This is a genomic window from Kribbella sp. NPDC048837 (assembly GCF_055586945.1).
Genome location: NZ_JBVJHF010000007.1, coordinates 367333 through 387629, shown reverse-complemented (window position 1 = coordinate 387629; position 20297 = coordinate 367333). Strand labels below are relative to the sequence as shown.

The 20297-nt window shown below is 69.9% G+C and carries 20 protein-coding genes and 1 riboswitch; of the genes, 8 read left to right on the top strand and 12 right to left on the bottom strand.

Going from position 1 to position 20297, the window contains the following annotated elements; translation table 11 throughout:
* Nucleotides 1-8: 8 nt before the first annotated feature.
* Nucleotides 9-101, bottom strand: a riboswitch (glycine riboswitch).
* Nucleotides 99-452 (bottom strand): DUF3817 domain-containing protein, encoded by a 354-nt coding sequence (locus ACZ6O0_RS31575; RefSeq protein WP_465768651.1) that lies wholly within the window; start codon nucleotides 450-452, stop codon nucleotides 99-101. (Overlaps the previous riboswitch by 3 nt.)
* Nucleotides 453-627: 175 nt before the next feature.
* On the opposite strand from ACZ6O0_RS31575, the gene ACZ6O0_RS31570 reads away from it, so the two are divergent.
* Nucleotides 628-2061, top strand: coding sequence for an alpha/beta hydrolase (locus tag ACZ6O0_RS31570; protein WP_465768650.1), 1434 nt, complete (start codon nucleotides 628-630; stop codon nucleotides 2059-2061).
* A 55-nt stretch (nucleotides 2062-2116) separates the two neighbouring features.
* Here the strand turns inward: ACZ6O0_RS31570 and ACZ6O0_RS31565 are convergent, their stop codons facing one another.
* The 3 genes from ACZ6O0_RS31565 to ACZ6O0_RS31555 all read right to left on the bottom strand — a co-directional run bounded on the left by ACZ6O0_RS31565 (nucleotide 2117) and on the right by ACZ6O0_RS31555 (nucleotide 4780).
* Nucleotides 2117-2344 carry a hypothetical protein gene (locus ACZ6O0_RS31565; RefSeq protein WP_465768649.1) on the bottom strand — a complete coding sequence of 76 codons (228 nt, stop codon included), beginning with the start codon at nucleotides 2342-2344 and terminating at the stop codon, nucleotides 2117-2119.
* A 194-nt stretch (nucleotides 2345-2538) separates the two neighbouring features.
* Entirely contained in the window at nucleotides 2539-3969 is a 1431-nt protein-coding gene (locus ACZ6O0_RS31560) for an aminopeptidase P family protein (RefSeq protein ID WP_465768648.1), read from the bottom strand.
* Nucleotides 3970-4057: 88 nt separating this feature from the next.
* The gene (locus ACZ6O0_RS31555; RefSeq protein WP_465768647.1) at nucleotides 4058-4780 is read right to left on the bottom strand and encodes a GntR family transcriptional regulator; all 723 of its coding nucleotides are present in this window, start codon (nucleotides 4778-4780) and stop codon (nucleotides 4058-4060) included.
* A 156-nt stretch (nucleotides 4781-4936) separates the two neighbouring features.
* Here ACZ6O0_RS31555 and ACZ6O0_RS31550 point away from each other — a divergent pair, with 156 nt between their 5' ends.
* The 5 genes from ACZ6O0_RS31550 (at nucleotide 4937) to ACZ6O0_RS31530 (ending at nucleotide 9334) form a co-directional block, all read left to right on the top strand.
* Complete coding sequence (locus ACZ6O0_RS31550; RefSeq protein WP_465768646.1) at nucleotides 4937-6256, top strand: NRAMP family divalent metal transporter; 1320 nt, start codon at nucleotides 4937-4939, stop codon at nucleotides 6254-6256.
* A 15-nt stretch (nucleotides 6257-6271) separates the two neighbouring features.
* The gene (locus tag ACZ6O0_RS31545; RefSeq protein ID WP_465768645.1) at nucleotides 6272-7024 is read left to right on the top strand and encodes a LamB/YcsF family protein; all 753 of its coding nucleotides are present in this window, start codon (nucleotides 6272-6274) and stop codon (nucleotides 7022-7024) included.
* Nucleotides 7024-7629 carry a 5-oxoprolinase subunit B family protein gene (locus tag ACZ6O0_RS31540; RefSeq protein ID WP_465768644.1) on the top strand — a complete coding sequence of 202 codons (606 nt, stop codon included), beginning with the start codon at nucleotides 7024-7026 and terminating at the stop codon, nucleotides 7627-7629. Before ACZ6O0_RS31545 ends, ACZ6O0_RS31540 begins: the two co-directional genes overlap by 1 nt.
* Complete coding sequence (locus ACZ6O0_RS31535; RefSeq protein ID WP_465768643.1) at nucleotides 7626-8465, top strand: 5-oxoprolinase subunit C family protein; 840 nt, start codon at nucleotides 7626-7628, stop codon at nucleotides 8463-8465. Before ACZ6O0_RS31540 ends, ACZ6O0_RS31535 begins: the two co-directional genes overlap by 4 nt.
* A 143-nt stretch (nucleotides 8466-8608) precedes the next feature.
* Nucleotides 8609-9334 carry a dienelactone hydrolase family protein gene (locus ACZ6O0_RS31530; protein WP_465768642.1) on the top strand — a complete coding sequence of 242 codons (726 nt, stop codon included), beginning with the start codon at nucleotides 8609-8611 and terminating at the stop codon, nucleotides 9332-9334.
* Between the two features lie 10 nt (nucleotides 9335-9344).
* Here ACZ6O0_RS31530 and ACZ6O0_RS31525 read toward each other — a convergent pair whose 3' ends face one another.
* Nucleotides 9345-9839, bottom strand: a complete 495-nt coding sequence (locus ACZ6O0_RS31525; RefSeq protein ID WP_465768641.1) for a VOC family protein — start codon at nucleotides 9837-9839, stop codon at nucleotides 9345-9347.
* 98 nt (nucleotides 9840-9937) lie between these two features.
* Nucleotides 9938-10915, bottom strand: a complete 978-nt coding sequence (locus ACZ6O0_RS31520; protein WP_465768640.1) for a GlxA family transcriptional regulator — start codon at nucleotides 10913-10915, stop codon at nucleotides 9938-9940.
* A gap of 86 nt (nucleotides 10916-11001) precedes the next feature.
* Between ACZ6O0_RS31520 and ACZ6O0_RS31515 the strand changes: the two genes are divergently transcribed.
* Together ACZ6O0_RS31515 and ACZ6O0_RS31510 are read left to right on the top strand one after the other, a co-directional pair.
* Entirely contained in the window at nucleotides 11002-11640 is a 639-nt protein-coding gene (locus ACZ6O0_RS31515; protein WP_465768639.1) for an HD domain-containing protein, read from the top strand.
* 643 nt (nucleotides 11641-12283) lie between these two features.
* The gene (locus ACZ6O0_RS31510; protein ID WP_465768638.1) at nucleotides 12284-12637 is read left to right on the top strand and encodes a UBP-type zinc finger domain-containing protein; all 354 of its coding nucleotides are present in this window, start codon (nucleotides 12284-12286) and stop codon (nucleotides 12635-12637) included.
* Nucleotides 12638-13323: 686 nt separating this feature from the next.
* Here the strand turns inward: ACZ6O0_RS31510 and ACZ6O0_RS31505 are convergent.
* The 6 genes from ACZ6O0_RS31505 to ACZ6O0_RS31480 all read right to left on the bottom strand — a co-directional run bounded on the left by ACZ6O0_RS31505 (nucleotide 13324) and on the right by ACZ6O0_RS31480 (nucleotide 20285).
* On the bottom strand, nucleotides 13324-14325 hold the full coding sequence (locus ACZ6O0_RS31505; RefSeq protein ID WP_465768637.1) for a proline racemase family protein: 1002 nt from the start codon (nucleotides 14323-14325) through the stop codon (nucleotides 13324-13326).
* Nucleotides 14322-15224, bottom strand: a complete 903-nt coding sequence (locus ACZ6O0_RS31500) for a dihydrodipicolinate synthase family protein (protein ID WP_465768636.1) — start codon at nucleotides 15222-15224, stop codon at nucleotides 14322-14324. The genes ACZ6O0_RS31505 and ACZ6O0_RS31500 overlap by 4 nt, the downstream gene beginning before the upstream one ends.
* Nucleotides 15221-17311 (bottom strand): FAD-dependent oxidoreductase, encoded by a 2091-nt coding sequence (locus tag ACZ6O0_RS31495; protein ID WP_465768635.1) that lies wholly within the window; start codon nucleotides 17309-17311, stop codon nucleotides 15221-15223. The genes ACZ6O0_RS31500 and ACZ6O0_RS31495 overlap by 4 nt, the downstream gene beginning before the upstream one ends.
* A complete protein-coding gene (locus tag ACZ6O0_RS31490; RefSeq protein ID WP_465768634.1) occupies nucleotides 17308-18468 on the bottom strand; it encodes an NAD(P)/FAD-dependent oxidoreductase in 1161 nt (386 codons plus the stop codon). Before ACZ6O0_RS31490 ends, ACZ6O0_RS31495 begins: the two co-directional genes overlap by 4 nt.
* Before the next feature lie 101 nt (nucleotides 18469-18569).
* Entirely contained in the window at nucleotides 18570-19175 is a 606-nt protein-coding gene (locus ACZ6O0_RS31485) for a helix-turn-helix domain-containing protein (protein WP_465768633.1), read from the bottom strand.
* A gap of 57 nt (nucleotides 19176-19232) precedes the next feature.
* Complete coding sequence (locus tag ACZ6O0_RS31480; protein WP_465768632.1) at nucleotides 19233-20285, bottom strand: SDR family oxidoreductase; 1053 nt, start codon at nucleotides 20283-20285, stop codon at nucleotides 19233-19235.
* Between the last annotated feature and the right edge of the window lie 12 nt (nucleotides 20286-20297).

Here is a 20297-nt window from a genome sequence, read left to right as displayed (position 1 = left end):
AGAGGTGCCTCGCCCGCGCGGTGAAGGTGCCTGAGAGATTCTTGGGGAGAGTTGCTCCTACGGCGCCCGGGTCACGCCCGGGTCTCTCCCGCACGGGTTCATGCGGCTGTTGAATTGACTGACGGTCTGGACGGTACGGCGCTCCGCCCGGCAACGTCAATCCGGCCCGTTCGCACCGCCCAGATCTCGAAGAACCAGGTGAACAGCGGGGGAACGCTTGCCGCCAGCGCGGCCAGGGTCACCGGCCACGACCACCGCAGCGGGCCGCGCACGACCAGCACCGTGACCACGTACGCGATGAAGATGCCGCCGTGGATCGGGCCGAAGATCTTCACCCCGATCTCGTTGTCGGACAGCACGTACTTGAACAGCATTCCGATCAGCAATCCGGTCCACGAGATCGCCTCGGCGATCGCCACTGTCCGGAACCACACCGCGTGCTTGGTAGTCATCAGCGACCGACCCTAACAAGTCCCCCAAGCCGCACCCGGGGTCCGCCGGGGGCTCGTCCCCGATGCGGCCGAGCAAACGGTTGCCGAGGATCGAGGGAGTTCGCCCCGCCCCACCCCTCGTCTTCCTTCCTTCCTTCCTTTCTTCCTTTCTTCCCGCAGACAGGAGATTCGCCTGATGAGATCCAGCAGACTTCTCAGGACCACCGCGTGGGGTGTGGTCCTGGGACTGACGGCGGCCGGCCTCGCGACGCTCCCGGCGTCGGCCGCCGTCCCCCGGCCGCCGGGCGTGCAGTGGTCGGACTGCAAGCCCGAGGGCAAGGACGATCCGGCGGAGGTGAAGGGGTCGCAGTGCGCGACCCTGCAGGTGCCGGTCGACTGGCGTGACCCCGGTGGACCGACGTTCGGCCTCGCGATCGCCCGCCGTACGGCGAAGTCGCCGAGCGAGCGGGTCGGCGTGCTGGTGTTCGGCCCGGGTGGTCCCGGTGACTCCGGCGTCGACCGGATCAAGACCGGCATCAGCCGGTTCAGCCAGACGCTGCAGGATCGCTTCGACATCGTCAGCTTCGACCCGCGCGGGATCGCCCGCAGCAACCCGGTGCTGTGCTCCGCGGCCCTGCTGTCCCGGCAGCCGTCGCCTTTGATGAAGAGCCAGGCCGACTTCGACGCGACCGTCCGCTACAACCGCACGCTGGCGGCCGACTGCCGCGAGCACACCGGACCGCTCTACGACCACATCGACACCTGGCAGTCGGTGCGGGACGTGGACGCGATCCGGAGGGCTCTCGACGAGTCGCAGATCTCGTTCCACGGCTCGTCGTACGGGACGATGCTCGGCGCGCAGTACGCCGAGACCTACCCGCGGCGTACGCGCGCACTCGTTCTGGAGAGCGTGCTCGACCACAGCTCGCCGACTGCGCGCACGTTCCTCGACGAGCAGGCGGCGCCGGTGCAGGACTCGTTCGACGAGTTCGTGAAATGGTGCGATCAGACAACGACCTGCGCCCTGCACGGCAGCGACGTCCGCGCACTCTGGGCAGACCTGCTGAAGGTCTCGACCGATCCGTTCAAGCTGAGCTTCCAGGTGTTCCGGCTGCTCTACGACCCGGAATGGCGCAAGCTGGCGGACACCCTGAAGACCCTCGATGAGAGCAAGCAGGCCTCAGTGCCGACCGGGCTGGTGAACAACACGCTGGCGCCGTTCTGCCAGGACTGGAACCTGCCGGTCCGGAACTACCGCGAGTTCGCCGGCCTCGTCGACCGGATCGGCCGGAACAACCCCGACATGCCGTACCCGGGCCAGCTGATGGCCGTCACGAACTGCCTCGGCGCACCCGAGGCCAACAATCCGCAGCACACGTTGAAGGTCCGCGACCTGAAGACCCCGGTCCTGCTCGCCAACGCGATCCACGACCCGGCCACCGGCTACGACTGGGCCAAGAGTGTGGAGCGGCAGCTCGGCAAGTACGGCGTACTTCTGACCTACGAGGGCTGGGGACACGGCAGCTACAACTCAGGCCCCTGCATGCAGTCGACGATCGACGCCTACCTGGTGTCGCGTCAGGTGCCGAAGCGCGGCGCCGGTTGCCCCGCCGTACCACCGGTGGGCTGAGAATGATCCGGGGCCGGCGCTCCCAACCAGCACCGGCCCCGGTGACCGGGTGACCTCAGACCGGTACGCCGGTCACGTCGAGCACGCGGTCGAGGTGGTCGCCGTGGACCAGCCGGTTCGACAGCATCCGGAGCTCGGCGCACGCGGTCTCGAGTGCCTGCCGTTGCGATGGGCAATGATCGACGAACCAGAACGGGTCGTCGGGTTGCGGATCGTCGGCGTCGTCGATGTCGGCGTACCAGTGCTGATCTCCGTAGTGGACCACTCGCACTCGCAGATTCATGATGACTACTCCCCGTGCCCGGGGATCCCGGGTCCCCCATGGCCCCAGTCGCGGCCGCCTCGGCCCCGGCGCGCGGACGCGGCCCCCCACTGCCACGCGCCGGGCCGAAGTTCGACCCTCCCCCGCTCGCTACATCGGAGCCGGGGCGCCGAGTGTTACTGCTTGTGACGGGTTAATTTTCCGTCAGCGCGCGATCACCGACCGTCGAGGTGCGACCGGGTCCACTGCTCGAGGCCGTCGGTGGTGATCGGCAGGTCCTGGGTGAGGATCTCCAGCCGGTCCGGATGCACCACGACGTTGTCCTCGATCCGGATGCCGATCCCGCGCAGCTCCGGCGGCACGGTCTCGTCGTTCGGGTGGAAGTACAGGCCCGGCTCGACCGCCAGCGCCATGCCCGCCTCGATGTCACCGGCGAAGTACGCCTCCGGCCGGGACGCGTCGCAGTCGTGGACGTCGAGGCCGATGTAGTGCCCGGTCCCGCAGACGATGTACCGCCGGTGCTGCTGCCCGTCCGGGCCGAGCAACTCGTCCATCGACACGTCCAGCAGACCCCAGTCCCGCAGGCCTTCGGCCAGCACGCGGAGTGCCTCGTACTGGAAGGCGCGGTACGGCGCTCCGACCTTGACGGCCGCCAGCGACGCGACCTGCGCCTTGTGCACGAGGTCGTGCACCTGCCGCTGGGCGGCCGTGTACTCACCGGTGGCCGGGAAGGTCCGGGTCACGTCGGCGGTGTAGAGCGTCCGGGTCTCGACGCCGGCGTCCAGCAGGATCACGTCGCCCTCGTTCACCGGGCCGTCGTTGCGGACCCAGTGCAGCACCGGCGCGTGGTTGCCCGCAGCAACGATCGAGGCGTAGCCGACCCCGTTGCCCGCGGTCCGCGCGCGCCGGTCGAACGTGCCTTGCAGCCAGCGCTCGCCGCCACCGCGGATGGCCTCGGGCAACTCACGGGCGACATCGCCGAACGCGAGCACGCTGGCCGCGACGGCCTCGCGCAGCTGGTCCAGCTCCCAGTCGTCCTTGATCCGGCGCAGCTCGGCCAGCGTCTGCCGCAGCGAGTTCCCGTCGGTCGGCGAGGTCCGGACCAGTGCGTCCAGCATCGGCTCGACGCCGGGTGTCGACAGCATGAACGGGACGGCGCCGCGGACGGCGGCCGGCAGCTCCTCGATCGGGCGGCACGCGATCTGCAGCGCGTCCGACCAGTCCTTGAGACCCGGCACCGGGCCGATCCACAGCTCGCCGTCGCGGGCGTTGGCGAAGAAGTCCGCCTCGTCCGGGCCCGCGGTCTCGCGCAGGTAGAGCGTCGCCTCACCGTCGGCCGACAGCACGAGTACGGCGCCTTCGGCCTGGCAACCGGTCAGCCAGACGAAGTCGCTGTCGGCGCGGAACTGGAAGTCGGTGTCGTTCGAGCGCACCGGCGCCCGGCCGGCCGCGAGCGCGATCCGGCGGCCCGGCAGCGCGGCGGAGAGCTTCCGCCGGTGCTCGGCGGCCGCCTCGGCCAGCCCCTCCGGCAGCGTCACCGACCGGTCCACAGGGCCCCAGCCACGCGAGATGAACTCCCGGAAACCCTTGGCGTCGATGGGGCGGTAGGACTTCGGCGTCTGATCGGTCCGGTCGTCTTCGGTCATGAGCTGAACTCCCCTTTGCAGCTGACGGTCACAGTTCATCAAAGGAGTCTTCGCGGGGCCGCGCAAGCCCTTATCGGATCGAGTCCGCTCAGCGCGAACGGAACGCCGCGAGGATGCCTTCCTCGGAGTCCAGCAGGTACTGATGCAGGTCGGCCGCGGCCTCGTCGTACTTGCGCGCCTCGAGCAACTCGAACAGCCCGCGGTTGCGCGCGATGTACGGCTCGTGCAGCTCGCGCGGCGCCGCGATCACGTGGAACAGCAGCCGCAGCTCCGCCAGCAGCCGGCCGGTCATCGCGTCCATCCGGGCGCTGTCGGCGAGGCCGATCAGGTGCTCGTGGAACCGCATGTTCGCCGTCCCGACGGCCGGCCAGCGATCCGCGCGCGCGGCCGCCTCGGCGGCCTCGACGTCGTCCTGCAACGGCTCGAGCCGGCCGGCCGGCAGCTCCGGGTCGCGGTCGATCAACCCGCGGACGACGTCGACCTCGAGCACCCGGCGCAGGCGGTACAGGTCGACCACGTCGGCCTCGTCCAGCTCGGGGACGAAGACGCCGCGGTGCAGCTTGTAGACCAGCAGGCCTTCGTGGGTGAGCAGCCGGAAGGCCTCGCGGAGCGTGTTGCGGCTGACCTCCAGCACCTCGGTCAGCTCGATCTCGGACAGCTGCGCGCCCGGCGGCAACGCACCCTCGGTGATGCTGCGCCGCAGGATGTCGGCGGCCCGCTCGGCCGAGCTGCTGCGGTCCAGTCGTGCCACGTCGGCGGCGACAGTCCGCAACCAGGCCTGCCGTCCGGCGTCTTCCCCACCCGTGTTCATCACCGCATCATCGCCCACTCCGACCGCTCAGGGGAAGTTTAGTAGAACAAGACTCTTGCAGGATTGTTGAACAATCTCTACGATCGTGTGATCACTCGTTACTCACAGCCATGGAGACCATCCGACAGTTCACCGCCACCTCCGGGAGCCGCCGCCATGTCCCAACCCCTCGCCCGACGACCGCGCCGCGTGAAGCCGCCGACCCGCCGGCCCAGCACCAAGCCGGTGGTCCGCCGTACCAATCCCTATGCCCGGCAGCTCGCCCCGGCGGCCGGCCGGAAGACGCCAGACAGCGTGATGAAGGCCGGGGGCCGGTCGACGCTCGTGGGCGCGATGTTCCTGACGGCCACCTCCGCGATCGGGCCCGGGTTCCTGACGCAGACCACACTGTTCACGGTCTCGCTCGGCGCGGCGTTCGCCTTCGCGATCGTGGTGTCGGTGCTGATCGACCTCGCGGTCCAGCTGAACGTGTGGCGGGTGATCGGCGTGTCCGGCCGGCGGGCTCAGGAGCTGGGCAACCTGGTCGCACCACGGCTCGGTACGGCGATGGCCGCGCTGCTGTTCGCCGGTGGGCTGGCGTTCACGGTCGGCAACGTGGCCGGGACCGGGCTGGGGACCGACGCGATGGCCGGCCTGGAGCCCCGGATCGGCGCCGTCCTCTCCGCGGTGGTTGCCATCGGCATCTTCTTGGCGAAGCGCGCCGGGGTCGCGATGGACCGGGTCGTGATCGTCCTCGGCTCGGTCGTCCTGCTGCTCACCGGGTACGTCGCGATCACCTCGGACCCACCGGTCGGCACCGCGCTGCGCAACGCCGTACTGCCCGCGAACGCCGAGTTCCTGGTCATCCTCACCCTGGTCGGCGGCACGATCGGCGGCTACATCCTGTACGCCGGTCCGCACCGGCTGCTCGATTCCGGGGTGTGCGGGCCGCAGTACGCCCGGGACATCGACCGGGCCGCGGTTGGCGGCGTACTGCTCACCGGCTTGATGCGGGTCGTCGTCTTCCTGGCGGTCCTCGGTGTGGTGGCCGGCGGGGCGACGCTCGATCCGGCGAACCCGACGGCTTCGGCGTTCCAGCACGCGGTGGGTCAGGTCGGGTTGCGGGTCTTCGGTGTCGTGTTGTGGGCGGGCGCGATCGCCTCGGTGATCGGAGCGGCGTACACGACCGTCACGTTCGTCACGTCGCGGACGAAGACGTCGGACGCGACCCGGACGGTGCTGGTGGTCCTGTTCATCGCGGTCTCCACGGTGATCTATCTGGCCGTCGGTACGGCGCCGGCACGGCTGCTCGTCTTCGCCGGTGCGTTCAACGGGCTGCTCTTGCCGTTGGGGATCGGCGTCCTTCTGTGGGTGGCGTGGCAGCGTGCGGACCTGCTGCGCGGGCACCGGTATCCGCGGTGGCTGCTCTGTCTGGGTGGGGCGGCGTGGCTGCTCACCGTTTATCTGGCCGTCCGATCTGTTGTAGGACTGCTCTAACTTGTAGGAGTGTTCATGGACCTCAATGCGGATCTCGGCGAGGGATTCGGATCCTGGGCGATGGGTGACGACAGCGCCTTGCTGGACGTCGTCACCAGCGCCAATGTGGCCTGCGGTTTCCACGCCGGCGATCCGTCGATCATGCGCCGGGTGACCGGTGAGGCGGTCGAGCGCGGGGTCGCGATCGGGGCGCATGTCGGGTACGCCGACAAGGCCGGATTCGGTCGGCGGTTCGTCGACATCGAGCCGGCTGTCCTGCGCGACGAGGTCGTCTATCAGATCGGTGCCCTGGACGCCTTCGCCCGGATCGCCGGTGACCGGGTCCGCTACGTGAAGCCGCATGGGGCGCTCTACAACACGATCGGCCACCACGAGGAGCAGGCGGCGGCCGTGGTCGGCGCGGTCGCGGACTACGACAAGTCACTGCCCGTGCTCGGGCTGCCCGGCTCGGCCTGGCTCCGGCTCGCCGCGGACGCCGGGCTCACCGTCGTCCATGAGGCTTTCGCGGACCGCGCGTACACGCCCGAGGGCACGCTCGTGTCGCGACGGCTGGACGGATCGGTCCTGCACGACGCGGACGAGATCGCTTCCCGGTGTACGGCGATGGCCACGGGGCAGCCGATCCGGGACAACGCCGGCGGCTCGCTGACCGTGCGCCCGGCCTCGATCTGCGTTCACGGCGACACCCCCGGTGCCGTCGACATCGCCCGCCGGGTGCGGACCGCGTTGGAGGGAGCGGGCGTGACGCTTCGCCCGTTCACGCCCTGATGCGGATCCTGCCGTCCGGCGACCATGGGGTGCTGGTCGAGCTCGACGACCTCGACCAGGTTCTCGGCTACTACACCGCGCTCACCGCCGACCCGCCCGCCGAGGTGGTCGACATCGTGCCCGCGGCCCGGACGATCCTGGTTACGACCTCGGGCAGCCTCGACGCGCTGACCCGCGCGCTTCAGGGGGTGACGCCGACCGCTGGGACGCGGACCCTCGGCGACCTGATCGAGATTCCGGTCAGCTACGACGGCGAGGACCTCCAGGACGTGGCCGACCTGCTCGGATGCAGCGCGGCCGAGGTGGTCGAGCGGCACACCGGCTCGGAGTGGACCGTCGCGTTCTGTGGCTTCGCGCCCGGCTTCGGCTATCTGACCTCGGCCGGGTCCTGGGACATCCCGCGCCGGAAGTCTCCGCGGACGAAGGTGCCCACCGGCGCCGTCGCGCTCGCCGGGGAGTTCAGCGGGGTCTACCCGCGCGAGTCGCCGGGTGGCTGGCAGCTGATCGGCCGGACGGACGTGCGGATCTTCGACCAGGAGCGCGATCCGGCCGCGCTGTTCCATCCCGGCCACCGGGTCCGGTTTGTCGACGCGGGTCGTGGATGAGCAGCCTCACCATCCTCGAATCGGGGCCTTTGGCAACAATCCAGGATCGCGGTCGGGCCGGACAGGCCGCCCTGGGGATCCCGGCGTCCGGGGCCTGCGACCGTACTTCCTACGCGCTGGCCAACCGGTTGGTCGGGAACGAGCCGGGGGCCGCGGCCATCGAGGTCACCTTCGGCGGTCTGACGCTGCACGCCGACAACGACCTCGTGCTGGCGATCACCGGCGCTCCGTGTGCTGGGGTTCCGCTCAACGCACCTTCGCTGGTGAAGGCCGGCCACGTGCTCCGACTCGGCCCGCCACGAACCGGTCTGCGGACGTACGTCGCCGTTCGCGGCGGGTTCGACGTACCGCCTGTGTTGGGTTCTCGTTCCACCGACCTGCTCTCCGGACTTGGTCCAGCGCCGCTCTCGGCTGGACAAACGGTGCGCGTCGGCCGCTCGTACGGGCCGATGCCGGGGGTCGATCTGGCGCCGGTGGCCGATCCGCTGGGCGGTGAGGTCGTAGTCCGCGTGACTCCTGGCCCTCGACGGGAGTGGTTCACCGAGGCGGGCTGGCGGTCGCTGGTCACGCAGACCTATCGGGTGAGCAGTGAGAGCAATCGGGTCGGCGTACGACTGGACGGCGAGCCACTCGAGCGCGCCTTCGACGGTGAGCTCGCCAGCGAGGGGATGGCCCTCGGCGCGATCCAGATCCCGCCGTCCGGAACCCCCGTCATCTTCCTCGCCGACCACCCGGTCACCGGCGGCTACCCCGTCATCGCGTACGTCGCCGCGCCCGACGTCGACGCCTGCGCCCAGGTCCGTCCGGGGCAATCGGTCCGTCTGGTCGCCTCGTAAATCAGGTTCGCGTGGTGCGGGCAGCGTGGTACGTTCGGCGCCGCTGCTTCGACCTGAGGAGGTGAGTCCCATCATCACTACGACTGGCCGGGCCTCCCTTCTCCGCGTGAGCTAGGGAGCGCCCGCAACCCGAGAGGTTTGCCATGCGCTTCAGCTCCCCGACGTCGTCCGACGGCGTCACCGAACAGCTCTTCACCCTCGACGAGATCCCCGGCGTGCTGTGGACACCGGAAGGCGCCGTCGGCCCACGTCCGCTGATCCTGATGGGACACGGCGGCGGCCAGCACAAGAAGGCCCCCGGTCTCGTCGCCAATGCCCATCACTTCGTCACGGCCGGCGGATTCGCGGTGGTCGCGGTCGACGCCCCTCACCACGGTGATCGGCCTCGCGGTGAGGACTTCGCCCGCACGGCGGCCGAGAACCGGGCGAGCATGCTCGCCGGCGAGGACGTCGTACCGCGGATCGCGGCCTTGCACACGACGCTCGCCTCGCAGTCCGTCCCCGAGTGGCAGTCGGTCTTGACCGCGATCCTCGCCCATCTCGGTCCAGGCCCGGTCGGCTACTGGGGCCTGTCGATGGGCTCCGGCCTCGGCGTTCCCTTCCTCGCCGCCGAGCCCCGCATCAACGCGGCTGTCCTGGGCCTGGCCGGCGCCGTCGGCCTGTCCGAGTTCGCCGCCCGGATCACCGTCCCGATCCAGTTCCTCCTGCAGTGGGACGACCGCTTCGTCCCACGGGACCAGGGACTGGAGCTCTTCGACGCCTTCGCCTCCCCCGCCAAAACCCTCCACGCCAACCCTGGCAACCACGGCGACGTACCCCGGCTGGAGACCGAGAACTCGCTCCAGTTCTTCCAGCACCACCTGACCTAGCCCCTCCGAGCTAGCTTCGGTTGCGCATCTCTGTCGCGAACGACTCCTGTGCCTCGCGCATCACGGCCGCCTCGGCCGGATCCGCGAACAGCTCCCCCAGGGTCGACGGATCCACGTCCTCGAGGTGCGTCTGCAACCACCAGATGTTCCCCACCGGATCCTTCACCCGACAGCCCCGGTCCCCGGTGATCCGCGAGTACATCAAACCGGTGACGACGGTCGCGCCCGCGTCCAGCGCGCGGGCGTAGACCTCGTCCACGTCATCGACGTACACACTGAGGAAGCTCGGCGTATCCGGCCAGTCCGGCGCCGCGTCGAACGCCATCAGCACCGACTCCCCCACCCGCACCTCGGCGTGCCCAACCGTCCCGTCCTGATTCGGCACCCGCAGCGCCGTACGCACCTCGAAGGTCCGCTCGACAAACTCCAGAAACCGATCCACCCCCTTCACCACCACATAAGGCGTCACGGTCGACTTGCCCCCGGGAATCTCCTGCGTCGTCATGCCTCCACCCTGTCGCAGGTAAAGGACACGATCCGTCCTCTACCTGACCGGATGCCGGCTCGGCGGACGTCGGATCGGTTGGGTGGATGCGGATTCGGCTAGACGGTGGCTCGGAAGCGGCGGCGGTATTCGGTGGGGGTGGTGCCGAGGTGGCGGGCGAAGGCCCGGCGGAGGGTCTCGTCGCTGCCGAGGCCGCTGAGCCGCGCGGCGGACGTGATGCTGTGACCGTCGAGCAGCAGCTGCTGGGCACGGTCCAAGCGGACCCGCTCGACCCACCGGCCGGGCGTCGTACGCAGCTCTGCCTGGAACAACCGCGTCAGGTGCCGCGGACTGACAGCCGCGGACGCAGCCATCACCGGCAGGCTGTGATCGGCCGCCGGGTCGGCGACCACGGCCGACGTCACTTCCCGGAGCGGATCGCTGCGAGCCGGCGGCGTCGCCATCGCGGTGGAGAACTGCGACTGACCACCCGGCCGCTGCAGGAAGACGACCAGTTCACGAGCGACCTCCCGCGCCAGGTCGGCTCCGTGATCGGCCTCGACCAGCGCGAGCGCCAGGTCGATGCCCGCGCTGATCCCGGCCGAGGTGACGAAGCGCCCGTCGCTGATGTGCAGCGCATCGGGCTCGACCCGCACCTTGGGATAGCGGCGCGCGAGGACCTGGGCATGCCGCCAATGCGTGGTCACTCGACGCCCATCGACCAGCCCGAGCGCCGCGAGTACGAACGCCCCGCTACACACCGAAGCCACCCGGCCTGCCGCCGGCTCGAGCTCCGCGACCGCCGCGAGCAACTCATCGGGAAGCCCGTCGACGAGATGGTCCGCTCCGGCGATCACCACAGTGTCGAACGCACCGGCCTCCGCCGCCGCGACCGTGCCGGCCAGGGTCAGACCCGACGACGACGTCACGTCCCCACCCTTGGGTGAGACCAGCACGGACGTGTACCGGGGGCGAGCCCGATTCGCCTCGTGCAGAACCTCGAGCGGCCCGGTGACGTCGAGCAGCGTCACCCCGTCGTACACCACAAACGCGACCCGTCGTGTCCGAATCTGTGGTTCATGTGGCCCGATGGACATGGCACCACCGTAGCCCTTCCCGGAAACCTGGACACCACACCTGCGGACAGCAGAGTCACGCAGGTCGACAGGGAAGGCAGCGCACGATGACCGAAGAGATCGCCGGGGTACGGATCCCGGACAGCACCCTCGCCCGGGAAGCGACCGAGCTGGTCCGCGAGGCCGCTCCCCCGCTGCTCTTCCACCACTCGCGCCGCGTCTACCTCTTCGGCTCACTCCGCGGCCAGGAGCAGGGTCTCGAGTTCGACCCCGAACTGCTGTACGTCGGCGCCATGTTCCACGACCTGGGTCTGACCGAACGATTCGGCCGCACCGACCAACGCTTCGAACTCGACGGAGCCGACGAGGCCCGCCGATTCCTCCGAACCCACGGCATCACCGGCGACGCCGCCGACCGGGTCTGGACTGGCATCGCCCTCCACACCACCCCGGAGATCCCGCTCCACATGGCCCCCGAGATCGTCCTCGTCACCCGCGGCGTAGAACTCGACGTACTCGGCATCGGCTACGACGCCATCACCCGCACACAACGCGAGTCCGTGGTTGCCGCCCACCCCCGCCCCGACTTCAAGAACCAAATCCTCACCACCTTCACCAACGGCCTCAAGAACCGCCCCACCACCACCTTCGGCAACGTCAAATCCGACGTCCTGCAACACTTCCTCCCCAACTTCCACCCGACCAACTTCGTAGAAGTAATCAAGACCTCCAACTGGCCCGAGTAACCACCGCGCTCCCCCTCCACCCAGCACCAGCCCCACGTGGTCCCGGCGGATCCGGCGCCCGCCCAGCCACACCTCCGCGTGCCAGCGCACCCGGCCACTCCTGCGCGTGCCACCGCACCCAGCCACACCCCCGCGTGCCAGCACCCAGCCAAGCGTCTCCCCGCCAGCACCTAGCGTCGCCTGTCCCGACGCCACCGCCGGGAGCCGCCTTTCCAAGCGCCACACCCGGGTCGCCTGGTCCGGCGCCGCGCCCCGGGCGTCGCACGTCCAGGCCAGCACCTGACATCCCGCGAGGATCAGCGCGTGTGCTCGCCACCCAGGAGCCGTACCGGGGTCGCATGCCACGGGCCTACACCCGAGGTCGCCTCTCCCGGGCCAGCAGTCGCCTCCTCTGTCCGGGAGCGGCGCCACGGTTGTTAGCCCAACCAGGCGGACCGGCGAGGGCAGCCGGGTAGGTGTGCTGGTGCGCAGCGCTGGATCGGCAAGGCGCAAGCCGGCGGAGGGGTGCTGGTTCGGGGGCGCCGGACATGCGAGGGGACAGGTGGGCAGGTAGAGGGTTGCTGGTCCGGGGCGCCGCACGTGAGGAAGCAGGCGCGTGGAGGGTTGCTTGTCCGGGGCGGGGGGAGAGGCGAGGATGTGCGGTATGACGGAGAGTTCTGGGATTCCGGGGATCGACAGTTCGGTCCCGCCGAGTGGGACCGGATGTGCGGATTGTCTGGAGGTCGGCGGTTGGTGGTTCCATCTGCGGCGGTGCGCGCAGTGCGGTCACATCGGCTGCTGTGACTCGTCGCCGGCCCAGCACGCGTCCGCCCACGCGGCCGCGGCCGACCACCCGATCGTCCGCAGCTTCGAGCCGGGCGAGGACTGGTTCTGGCACTACGGCGAGTCCCAGTACTACGACGGCCCCGAACTCGCCCCACCCGCGTCCCGCCCCGAGGACCAACCAGTCCCCGGCGGCAACGTCCCCGAAGACTGGCGAACCAAACTCCACCGCTAACCCCCCGCCGCGCGGCCCACAACACCCACGGCACCCAACCGCCGCACCACCCACGACCACCGCCTGCCCGACGGCCGCACCACCCACGACCACCGCCTGCCCGACGGCCGCTCACGCAACCTCACTGGCCGGTCGGGCCGCACGTCGCGCGCCGGAGCCGTCTCCCGTCGAGCCCGGGCTGGGTCGCCGGCGGTGAGCTCGGCTGTCGAGCGTCAGCGAATTGCCAGACGGCGCACGCCGCGTGGCGGAGCCGTCTTCGGTCGAATCCGGGCTGGGTCGTCGACGATGAAGCTCGGCCGTCGAACGGTCAGCCAACTGACAAGGCGTTCCGTGGTCAGCGAACTGCCGCTGGGGTGTGGGGTTAGCGACTGCCAGGGGTGTCGTGGCCAGCGACTGCCGAGGGGTTCTGCGGCCACCGAACCGACGCTGGGGTCTGGGGTCAGCGACTGCCGAGCGCTGTCGTGGCCAGCAACTGCCGAGTAGTTCTGCAGTCACCGAACCGCCGAGGGTTCTGTGGTCAGCGACCGCCGAGGGGTTCTGCGGTCACCGAACCGCCGCTCGGTTTTGTGGTCAGCGGAGGGGTGCGTGGGGCGCTCGCGTGGGTGATGGGTTGGACCGCGTGGTTGGGTCGGCGGTGGAGCTCCGCGGTGAGGCGGGGCCTGGGCACGGCGGGCGGTTTGGGTGGGTTAGAGGACGAAACCGGCTGGGAAGGGGTCGTCTGGGTCTAGTAGGTAGTTGGCGGTGCCGGTGATCCAGGCTCGGCCGGTTACGGTGGGGATTACGGCTGGGTGGGTGCCGACGGTGGTTTCTTCTACCAGGCGGCCGGTGAAGCGGGTGCCGATGAAGGACTCGTTGACGAAGTCGGTGTTGAGGGGGAGTTCGCCGCGGGCGTGGAGTTGGGCCATTCGGGCGGAGGTGCCAGTGCCGCAGGGTGAGCGGTCGAACCAGCCCGGATGGATCGCCATCGCGTTGCGCGAGTGGGCGCCGTCCGAGCCGGGTGCGGTGAACTGGACGTGCTTGCAGCCGTTGATCCCCGGGTCGAGGGGATGGACCGGACGGTCGGTCGCGTTGATCGCGTCCATGATGTCCAGGCCGGCCTTCAGGATCCGGTCCTTCTCGGCGCGGTCGAACGGGATCCCGAGCTGCTCCAACGGCAGGATCGCGTAGAAGTTCCCGCCGTACGCCAGGTCGTAGGTCACCGTCCCGAGTCCCGGCACGTCCACCTTCGCGTCCAGGGCATGGCTGTACGACGGGACGTTCCGCAGCGTCACGTGCTCCGCCCGACCGTTGCTCACGGCAACGTCGACGACGACCAGGCCGGCCGGGGTGTCGAGGCGGACCACCGTCGTCGGCTCGGTCACCTCGACCATGCCGGACTCGACCAGTACGGTCGCGACGCCGATCGTGCCGTGCCCGCACATCGGCAGGCAGCCGGACACCTCGATGTACAGCACGCCCCAGTCCGCATCGGACCGGGTCGGCGGCTGCAGGATCGCGCCGCTCATCGCCGCGTGACCGCGTGGCTCGTTCATCAGGAACAAGCGCAGGTCGTCGTTGTGCTTGACGAAGTACTCGCGCCGTTCGGCCATCGTCGTACCCGGGACGACGCCGACCCCGCCGGTGACGACGCGGGTCGGCATCCCCTCGGTGTGCGAGTCGATCGCACTGATCGTCCGGATGGACCTCATCGCAGTGATTCCACGGCTTTCTTCATGTCCTGCTCCAGTTGGGCGACGTGCTCGGGGACCAGCGGCCCGCGCGGCGGGCGGCAGGGACCGCCGTACCGGCCGACGTAGTCCATGCCGTACTTGATCGCCTGGACGAACTCGGTCCGCGAGTCCCACCGGAACGCGGCGACGAGCGGCTCGTACAGCGCCCGGGCCTCTTCCAGCTTGCCTTGGACGGCAAGGTCGAACAACCGGACCGATTCCTTCGGGAACACGTTCGGGAACCCGGCGAACCAGCCGGTCGCGCCCATCAGCAGCGCCTCCAGCGTCAGGTCGTCCGCGCCCGCGATGACGGCCAGCTCCGGGGCGAGTTCACGGATCTCGAGGATCCGGCGGACGTCGCCGGAGAACTCCTTGACCGCGACGATGTTCTCGATCTGCGCGATCTCGGCGAGCAGATCCGGCGTCAGGTCGACCTTGGTGTCGTGCGGGTTGTTGTAGACCATCACCGGCAGGCCGGCCTTCGCGACCTCGGTGAAGTGGTTGATCACCTCGCCGCGGTTCGCGCGGTACATGGTCGGCGGGAGGCAGAGTACGCCGTCCGCGCCGTCCTCGGCCGCCTTCTCCGCCCAGGCCCGTGCCTGGTGCGCACCGACACCGTGGACGCCGACGACCACCACGCCGTCGTCGCCGACGGCCTCGATCGCGGTCCGTGCGACGGCTCGGCGCTCGTCGTCGGTCAACGACGAGTACTCCCCCAGCGAGCCGTTCGGTCCGACGCCGCGGCAGCCGTTGTCGATCAGCCAGCGGCAATGCTCGGCGAACTTGTCCAGATCCGGGCGCAACCCCGCCGGCGCCGACGCGTCCTCGACGTACGGCAACGCGGTGGCGACGATCACGCCGTCCAACTTCTCGCTCACAGCTCCTCCTGAGCCTCAGCCAGATCCCGCAGCCTGACAGGCACGGCGATCGGTCGTTTCATGCTTGGTCTAGGTACGTCGTCCTGCCCGGCAACCAACTCGGCGACGGTGCGCGAACACACACGCCCCTGACACAACCCGAGCCCTGCGCGGCTGCTGAGCTTCAATCCCCGCCCGTCCCCCACGCCACGGTCGGCAACCGCCTCCTCGATCTCCCCGCGACTCACTTCCTCACACCTGCAAACGACGGTGTCCGGCTTGCTCCACTTCTTCCACCCGTCCCGCACCGGATAAGCCGCAGCCAAAGCCACCGCAAACCGCCGCCCTTTCTCCACGGCTCTCCGCGTGGCCCGGTCGGCGAGGGTCTGGCCTGCAGCCGTGGGCGTGGTGGACGAGGTGCTGCCCGGCTGCTCCGCGTCGCGGTGGATCGGGTCAGGGGCGCGGGCCGACCGTTGGTCGGCGGGGGCGGTTGGGGCTGGGGTCGTTGGCGAATCCGGGGGGCGGTGGTTGACGGGTGGGGTGTGGCTGGTGCGGGCGTGGTGGGCTGCGGCGGTGCCGGCTACGTTGCCCTCGGCTTTGGACAGGTCGGCGCCGCCTATGCCGGTGAGTTCTCCGGCGGCGAAGATGCCTGGGGTGGTGGTTTGCTGGTTGGCGTCGACGGTGACGGCTGGGCCGCCGTCCGGGCCGGTGGTGAGGGTGCAGCGGGCGGAGACTGCTAGTTCTAGCTGGGCGGTGAAGCCGAAGCCCAGGCAGACGGCGTCTACCTCGATGCGGCGTTCGGTGGCTGGGATGGGGTTCCAGTCGTTGCCCAGGCGGGTGATGGTGACGGACTCGACGTGGTCGGTGCCATGGGCGGCGGTGACGGTCCAGCCGTGGCGTAGGGGGATGCGGTGGCGGGCGAGCAGGGCGGCGTACCCGGCGGCTTCGCGAAGCTTGCTGGGGGCAACCAGTGGGTCGGTCGACCAGCCTTTGCGCACGGTTTGGAGGGAGTTGGCTTCCAGGAGTGCTACTACGCGGGCGCCGACGCCGGTGAGGGACTCGGCTACGGGGAGAAGGAAGGGGCCGGTGCCGGCGACGATCACTCGTCGGCCGACGGAGATTCGTTGGCCCTTCGCGAGGGCTTGGGCGGCGCCGGCGCTGTAGACGCCGGGGAGATCCCAGCCAGGGAAGGGAAGTACGCGGTCGTAGGCACCGGTTGCCAGGACTACGGCCTTCGCGTCGATCGGGAAGACTTCCCGTCCTACGCCATCCGCAGGTCCACGCTGCACCCACAGGCGCAGGTCTTCGATTGCCCAGACTGAGCTCTCGGACAGATGCGTGATCCGGGCGTGCGCGGCTACGCGGTCCCGCTGTGCCGCGAAGTCCTTCCAGCCGTGCTGCAGACGCTCCGGCCGCCGCGCCGCAAACTCCACGGGCAGTTGCCGGTTGAACTGCCCACCCACATCCCTGCCACTGTCGATCAACACCACGGCGGCACCCTCATCCGCAGCCGCCAAAGCCGCGGCGATCCCCGCAGGTCCGGCTCCCACAACAACCACATCAGCCGCCTTCGGCGGCGGGGTGGAGGCGAAGCGGCGTTCGCCTGCGGGGGTGGTGTACTGCGGCGGCGTGTCGGAGGCGAGGGGCGTCGCCGACGCCTCGGCGTGAGGCGACGTTGGGGTCGAGCCCAGTGTGGCGGGGGGCTCGTGTGGGTCTGGCACGGACGGCTCGTGCAGGGCCGGGGAGGGCTCGCGCCGGTCCGCGGCCGGAGGCTGGTGTGGTTCGCGGGTGGAGTCGGGAAGGACGGCGCCGCGCTGGGTGGTGATGGTGTCGTGTTGCTGGATGGTGCGTTGGCAGGCCCGGACGTCGGGGGTGCCGTTGACTATGACTAGGCAGTCGTGGCAGGCGCCGATGCCGCAGAAGACGCCTCGGGGGCGGGCGGTGGTGCGGGTGGTGCGCCAGGAGTCGCGGCCGATTGCGAGGAGGGCGGCGGCTACCGTTTGGCCGGCTCGGGCGGTGACCGGGTGGCCGTCGACGGTGATGTTGACGGCGGGAGGTGTGCCGGGCTGGGCGGGGTCGTCGGCGTTGGGGCGGAGGTAGGCGGTCATGCGGGGATCACCGCCGGGCGGTCTACTCGGAAGGGTGACGGAGCAACGTGGGGCGTGAGGCCCAGGAAGAGCTCGGTGATCAGGCGGCCGGTGGCGGGGGCCAGGCCGATGCCGGCGCCTTCGTGGCCGGTGGCGTGCCAGAGGCCGCGGAGGCGGGGGTCGGGGCCGATGACCGGCAGGTGATCCGGAGCGTAGGGACGGAAGCCGCCGTACGCGCGCATCACCGGCACTTCACCTAGGAAGGGGAACAGCGCGACGGCCTTGCGAGCCAGCTCGCGGAGGACGGGAACCCGGATCGTGTCGTCGAAGCCGATGCGTTCGCGGCTGGAGCCGATCAGGACGGTCCCGGACCGGGTCGACTCGACCACGGTCGACGTCTGCAGCTCGGCGTCCCCGCTCCCGACCGCGCCGACATAATCCGCGTCGTACACCTTGTGTCGCACGCACTCCGACAGTGGAGCCGTCACCAAGATCACCCCACGACGCGGCAACACCTCGATCGGTGCTCCCGCCGAGGCACCGAACGCCCCCGCCCACGGGCCACAAGCATTGAGTACGGCGCCACATGCGATATCGCCCTCTGACGTGTCGACACCCACGACGCGACCACCGGACTGCCGCACTCCGAGCGCCGTCACCCCCGACCGCACCTCGCCACCGCGATCGCGCACCGCGGCCAGCAAAGCCGTTGCCGCGAGCACCGGTTGCACCTGCGCGTCGTCCGGGTAGTGCACACCGACCGTGACTCGAGGAGTGAGCAACGGCTCGAGCTCGAACGCTTCCGCGGGCGTGATCACCCGAGCATCGACTCCGGCGGCCGACTGCTTGGCCGCGAACTCCCGCAGCGGCCCAGGCTCACCCGTCGCCACCACGACCCCGCCCTTGGACTCCCACTCCACGTCGGCAACGCGGGCCGGCAGCCGATCGCGGACGACGTCCCACTCGGCCCGGGATGCGATCGCCAGCTCGAGCTCGGGCCCGGGCTCCTTGTCCGAGACGAGCACGTTGCCCTCACCGGCCGCCGTCGTACCCCCCGCGGGGCCGTCGCGGTCGATCACGAGCACCCGGACCCCGGCCGCGGACAGCGCCTCGGCACAGGCCGCGCCGACCATGCCCGCGCCGACGACCACCACATCGGGTGTCGCGGAACCGGGCATCGCAGACTCCTTGGTCAGAAACGTTCACTAAAATGAACGATTCCGAGCGTACGCGCCCTCCGCCTGCCCGGTCAATGCACTCAACCGGCACTCTCCAGGAACTATCCCGGCAGATGCGGCCCGCCAGGCGTGATCGGGTACGCGTCCGGCGGGTACTCCAGCAGCAGCACCGACCGCACCGGCCCGTCCACCGCCTCGTACCCGTGCGGCCCGCCGGCCCGGAACGCCAGGTAGTCCCCCGGCCCCAGCTCCTCGGTCCGCCCGCGCGAGGTGATCCGAAGCCGCCCACTCAGGACGATGTGGTGCTCGGTCCCGGGATGTCCGTCCGACTGCTGGACAGCGTCCGGCCGGACCTCCTGGTTGTAGATCTCGAACAGCCCGCCCGGATTCTCCAGCCGCCGCAGCATCCGCAGGTCGATCGCGTCGCCGGACAGTACGTCGATGTCCGCGGACCGCACCAGGACCAGGTCGGCGGTCGGCGACTCGCTCAGCAGGGCCGACACCGGGACACCCAGAGCGTTCGACAGACTGAACACTGTCTCGATCGTCGGGTTCCCCGCCCCGGACTCCAGCTGCGACAGGGTGCCCTTCGCGATCCCGGATCGCCGGGCGAGCTCGGACAGCGAGATGCCCTGCTCGTCCCGCCGCGCCCGCAGATTCGTCCCGAGCAGCCTTCCCGCACCCATCGCCGTCACAGCCCGGAGCATGCCACATCCCTGCCGGATCGTCGGAGGGTAACTTCCGGACCGTTGCGCGGCGAGTGATCACGGGATGATTCGGCGCCGCCGTAGGTCGGTGAAGATGTCGTAGAACATCTGCTCGGTCTCGACGTACTCGTGGAAGCCGGCCCGGCGGGCCTTGGACGAGTCCGCGATGAAGTCGTAGTCCCACCCGAAGACGAAGTCCGCGAACGGCCACGACGACACCTCGGCGAAGGATGTCGCGGCCAGCCCGTGCGTAGCCTGCAGCTCCTTCCAGACCGGTTCCTTGTCGGCCATCACATCCGTCAGGGACATCTGCAACGGCGGCGCGACCTCGAGGCCGAACCAGGCGGCCAGCTTCGGCCAGAGCTCGTTCCAGCGGAACAGGTCGCCGTTCGTGATGTTGAACGCCTGGTTCGCCGCGGCCGGCGCGGTCGCCGCCCAGACCGTTGCCTTGGCCAACAATCCGGCGTCGGTCAGCTCCAGCAGGGCGTCGTACGCGCCGGGCTTGCCGGGGAACCGCAGCGGTACGCCGAGCTCCTTCGACAGCGACGCGTACACGGCGATCGCGACGGCCAGATTCATCGGGTTGCCGAGGGCGACACCGCCCACGACGGACGGCCGCAACGCCGACCAGGTCCAGGCCTTGCCCTGCTGCCGGTCCTCCAGGAACCGCTGCTGATCGACGTTGAACTCCGGCGGCAGGTGCGGCGGATCGTCCTCCCGGGCCGGCGTCTTGAACGGCCCGAGGTGCGCGCCGTACACCTTGTAGCCTTGCATCAAGCTCACGTGCCGGAGCCCGCGCGCGACCGGCTCGATCGCCTCCACCACGTTGACGAGCATCGCGAGATTGGGTGCGACCAGCTCAGCCCAGGTCGGGCGGTCCTGATAGGCGACGTAGAAGATGTGGGTCACCTCGGACAACCCGCTCAGCCGGGCGCGGGTGTCGTCCGGATCGAGCAGATCGACGGCGACGTGGCGGACCCGGCCGGGGACGTCGGTCCCGCCGCGGCGGGACAGCCCGACCACCCGCCAGTCCGGCAACGACGACAGATGCTCGACCAGATTCGTCCCGATCACACCGCGGGCACCGACCACCAAAGCCACGTTCTCCATGTCCACCAGCGT

Bases quoted from the DNA above. Each gene is read 5' to 3' on its own strand.
- ACZ6O0_RS31575 (WP_465768651.1), bottom strand. From the start codon at position 452: ATGACTACCAAGCACGCGGTGTGGTTCCGGACAGTGGCGATCGCCGAG.
- ACZ6O0_RS31570 (WP_465768650.1), top strand. From the start codon at position 628: ATGAGATCCAGCAGACTTCTCAGGACCACCGCGTGGGGTGTGGTCCTG.
- ACZ6O0_RS31565 (WP_465768649.1), bottom strand. From the start codon at position 2,344: ATGAATCTGCGAGTGCGAGTGGTCCACTACGGAGATCAGCACTGGTAC.
- ACZ6O0_RS31560 (WP_465768648.1), bottom strand. From the start codon at position 3,969: ATGACCGAAGACGACCGGACCGATCAGACGCCGAAGTCCTACCGCCCC.
- ACZ6O0_RS31555 (WP_465768647.1), bottom strand. From the start codon at position 4,780: ATGAACACGGGTGGGGAAGACGCCGGACGGCAGGCCTGGTTGCGGACT.
- ACZ6O0_RS31550 (WP_465768646.1), top strand. From the start codon at position 4,937: ATGTCCCAACCCCTCGCCCGACGACCGCGCCGCGTGAAGCCGCCGACC.
- ACZ6O0_RS31545 (WP_465768645.1), top strand. From the start codon at position 6,272: ATGGACCTCAATGCGGATCTCGGCGAGGGATTCGGATCCTGGGCGATG.
- ACZ6O0_RS31540 (WP_465768644.1), top strand. From the start codon at position 7,024: ATGCGGATCCTGCCGTCCGGCGACCATGGGGTGCTGGTCGAGCTCGAC.
- ACZ6O0_RS31535 (WP_465768643.1), top strand. From the start codon at position 7,626: ATGAGCAGCCTCACCATCCTCGAATCGGGGCCTTTGGCAACAATCCAG.
- ACZ6O0_RS31530 (WP_465768642.1), top strand. From the start codon at position 8,609: ATGCGCTTCAGCTCCCCGACGTCGTCCGACGGCGTCACCGAACAGCTC.
- ACZ6O0_RS31525 (WP_465768641.1), bottom strand. From the start codon at position 9,839: ATGACGACGCAGGAGATTCCCGGGGGCAAGTCGACCGTGACGCCTTAT.
- ACZ6O0_RS31520 (WP_465768640.1), bottom strand. From the start codon at position 10,915: ATGTCCATCGGGCCACATGAACCACAGATTCGGACACGACGGGTCGCG.
- ACZ6O0_RS31515 (WP_465768639.1), top strand. From the start codon at position 11,002: ATGACCGAAGAGATCGCCGGGGTACGGATCCCGGACAGCACCCTCGCC.
- ACZ6O0_RS31510 (WP_465768638.1), top strand. From the start codon at position 12,284: ATGACGGAGAGTTCTGGGATTCCGGGGATCGACAGTTCGGTCCCGCCG.
- ACZ6O0_RS31505 (WP_465768637.1), bottom strand. From the start codon at position 14,325: ATGAGGTCCATCCGGACGATCAGTGCGATCGACTCGCACACCGAGGGG.
- ACZ6O0_RS31495 (WP_465768635.1), bottom strand. From the start codon at position 17,311: ATGACCGCCTACCTCCGCCCCAACGCCGACGACCCCGCCCAGCCCGGC.
- ACZ6O0_RS31490 (WP_465768634.1), bottom strand. From the start codon at position 18,468: ATGCCCGGTTCCGCGACACCCGATGTGGTGGTCGTCGGCGCGGGCATG.
- ACZ6O0_RS31485 (WP_465768633.1), bottom strand. From the start codon at position 19,175: ATGCTCCGGGCTGTGACGGCGATGGGTGCGGGAAGGCTGCTCGGGACG.
- ACZ6O0_RS31480 (WP_465768632.1), bottom strand. From the start codon at position 20,285: ATGGAGAACGTGGCTTTGGTGGTCGGTGCCCGCGGTGTGATCGGGACG.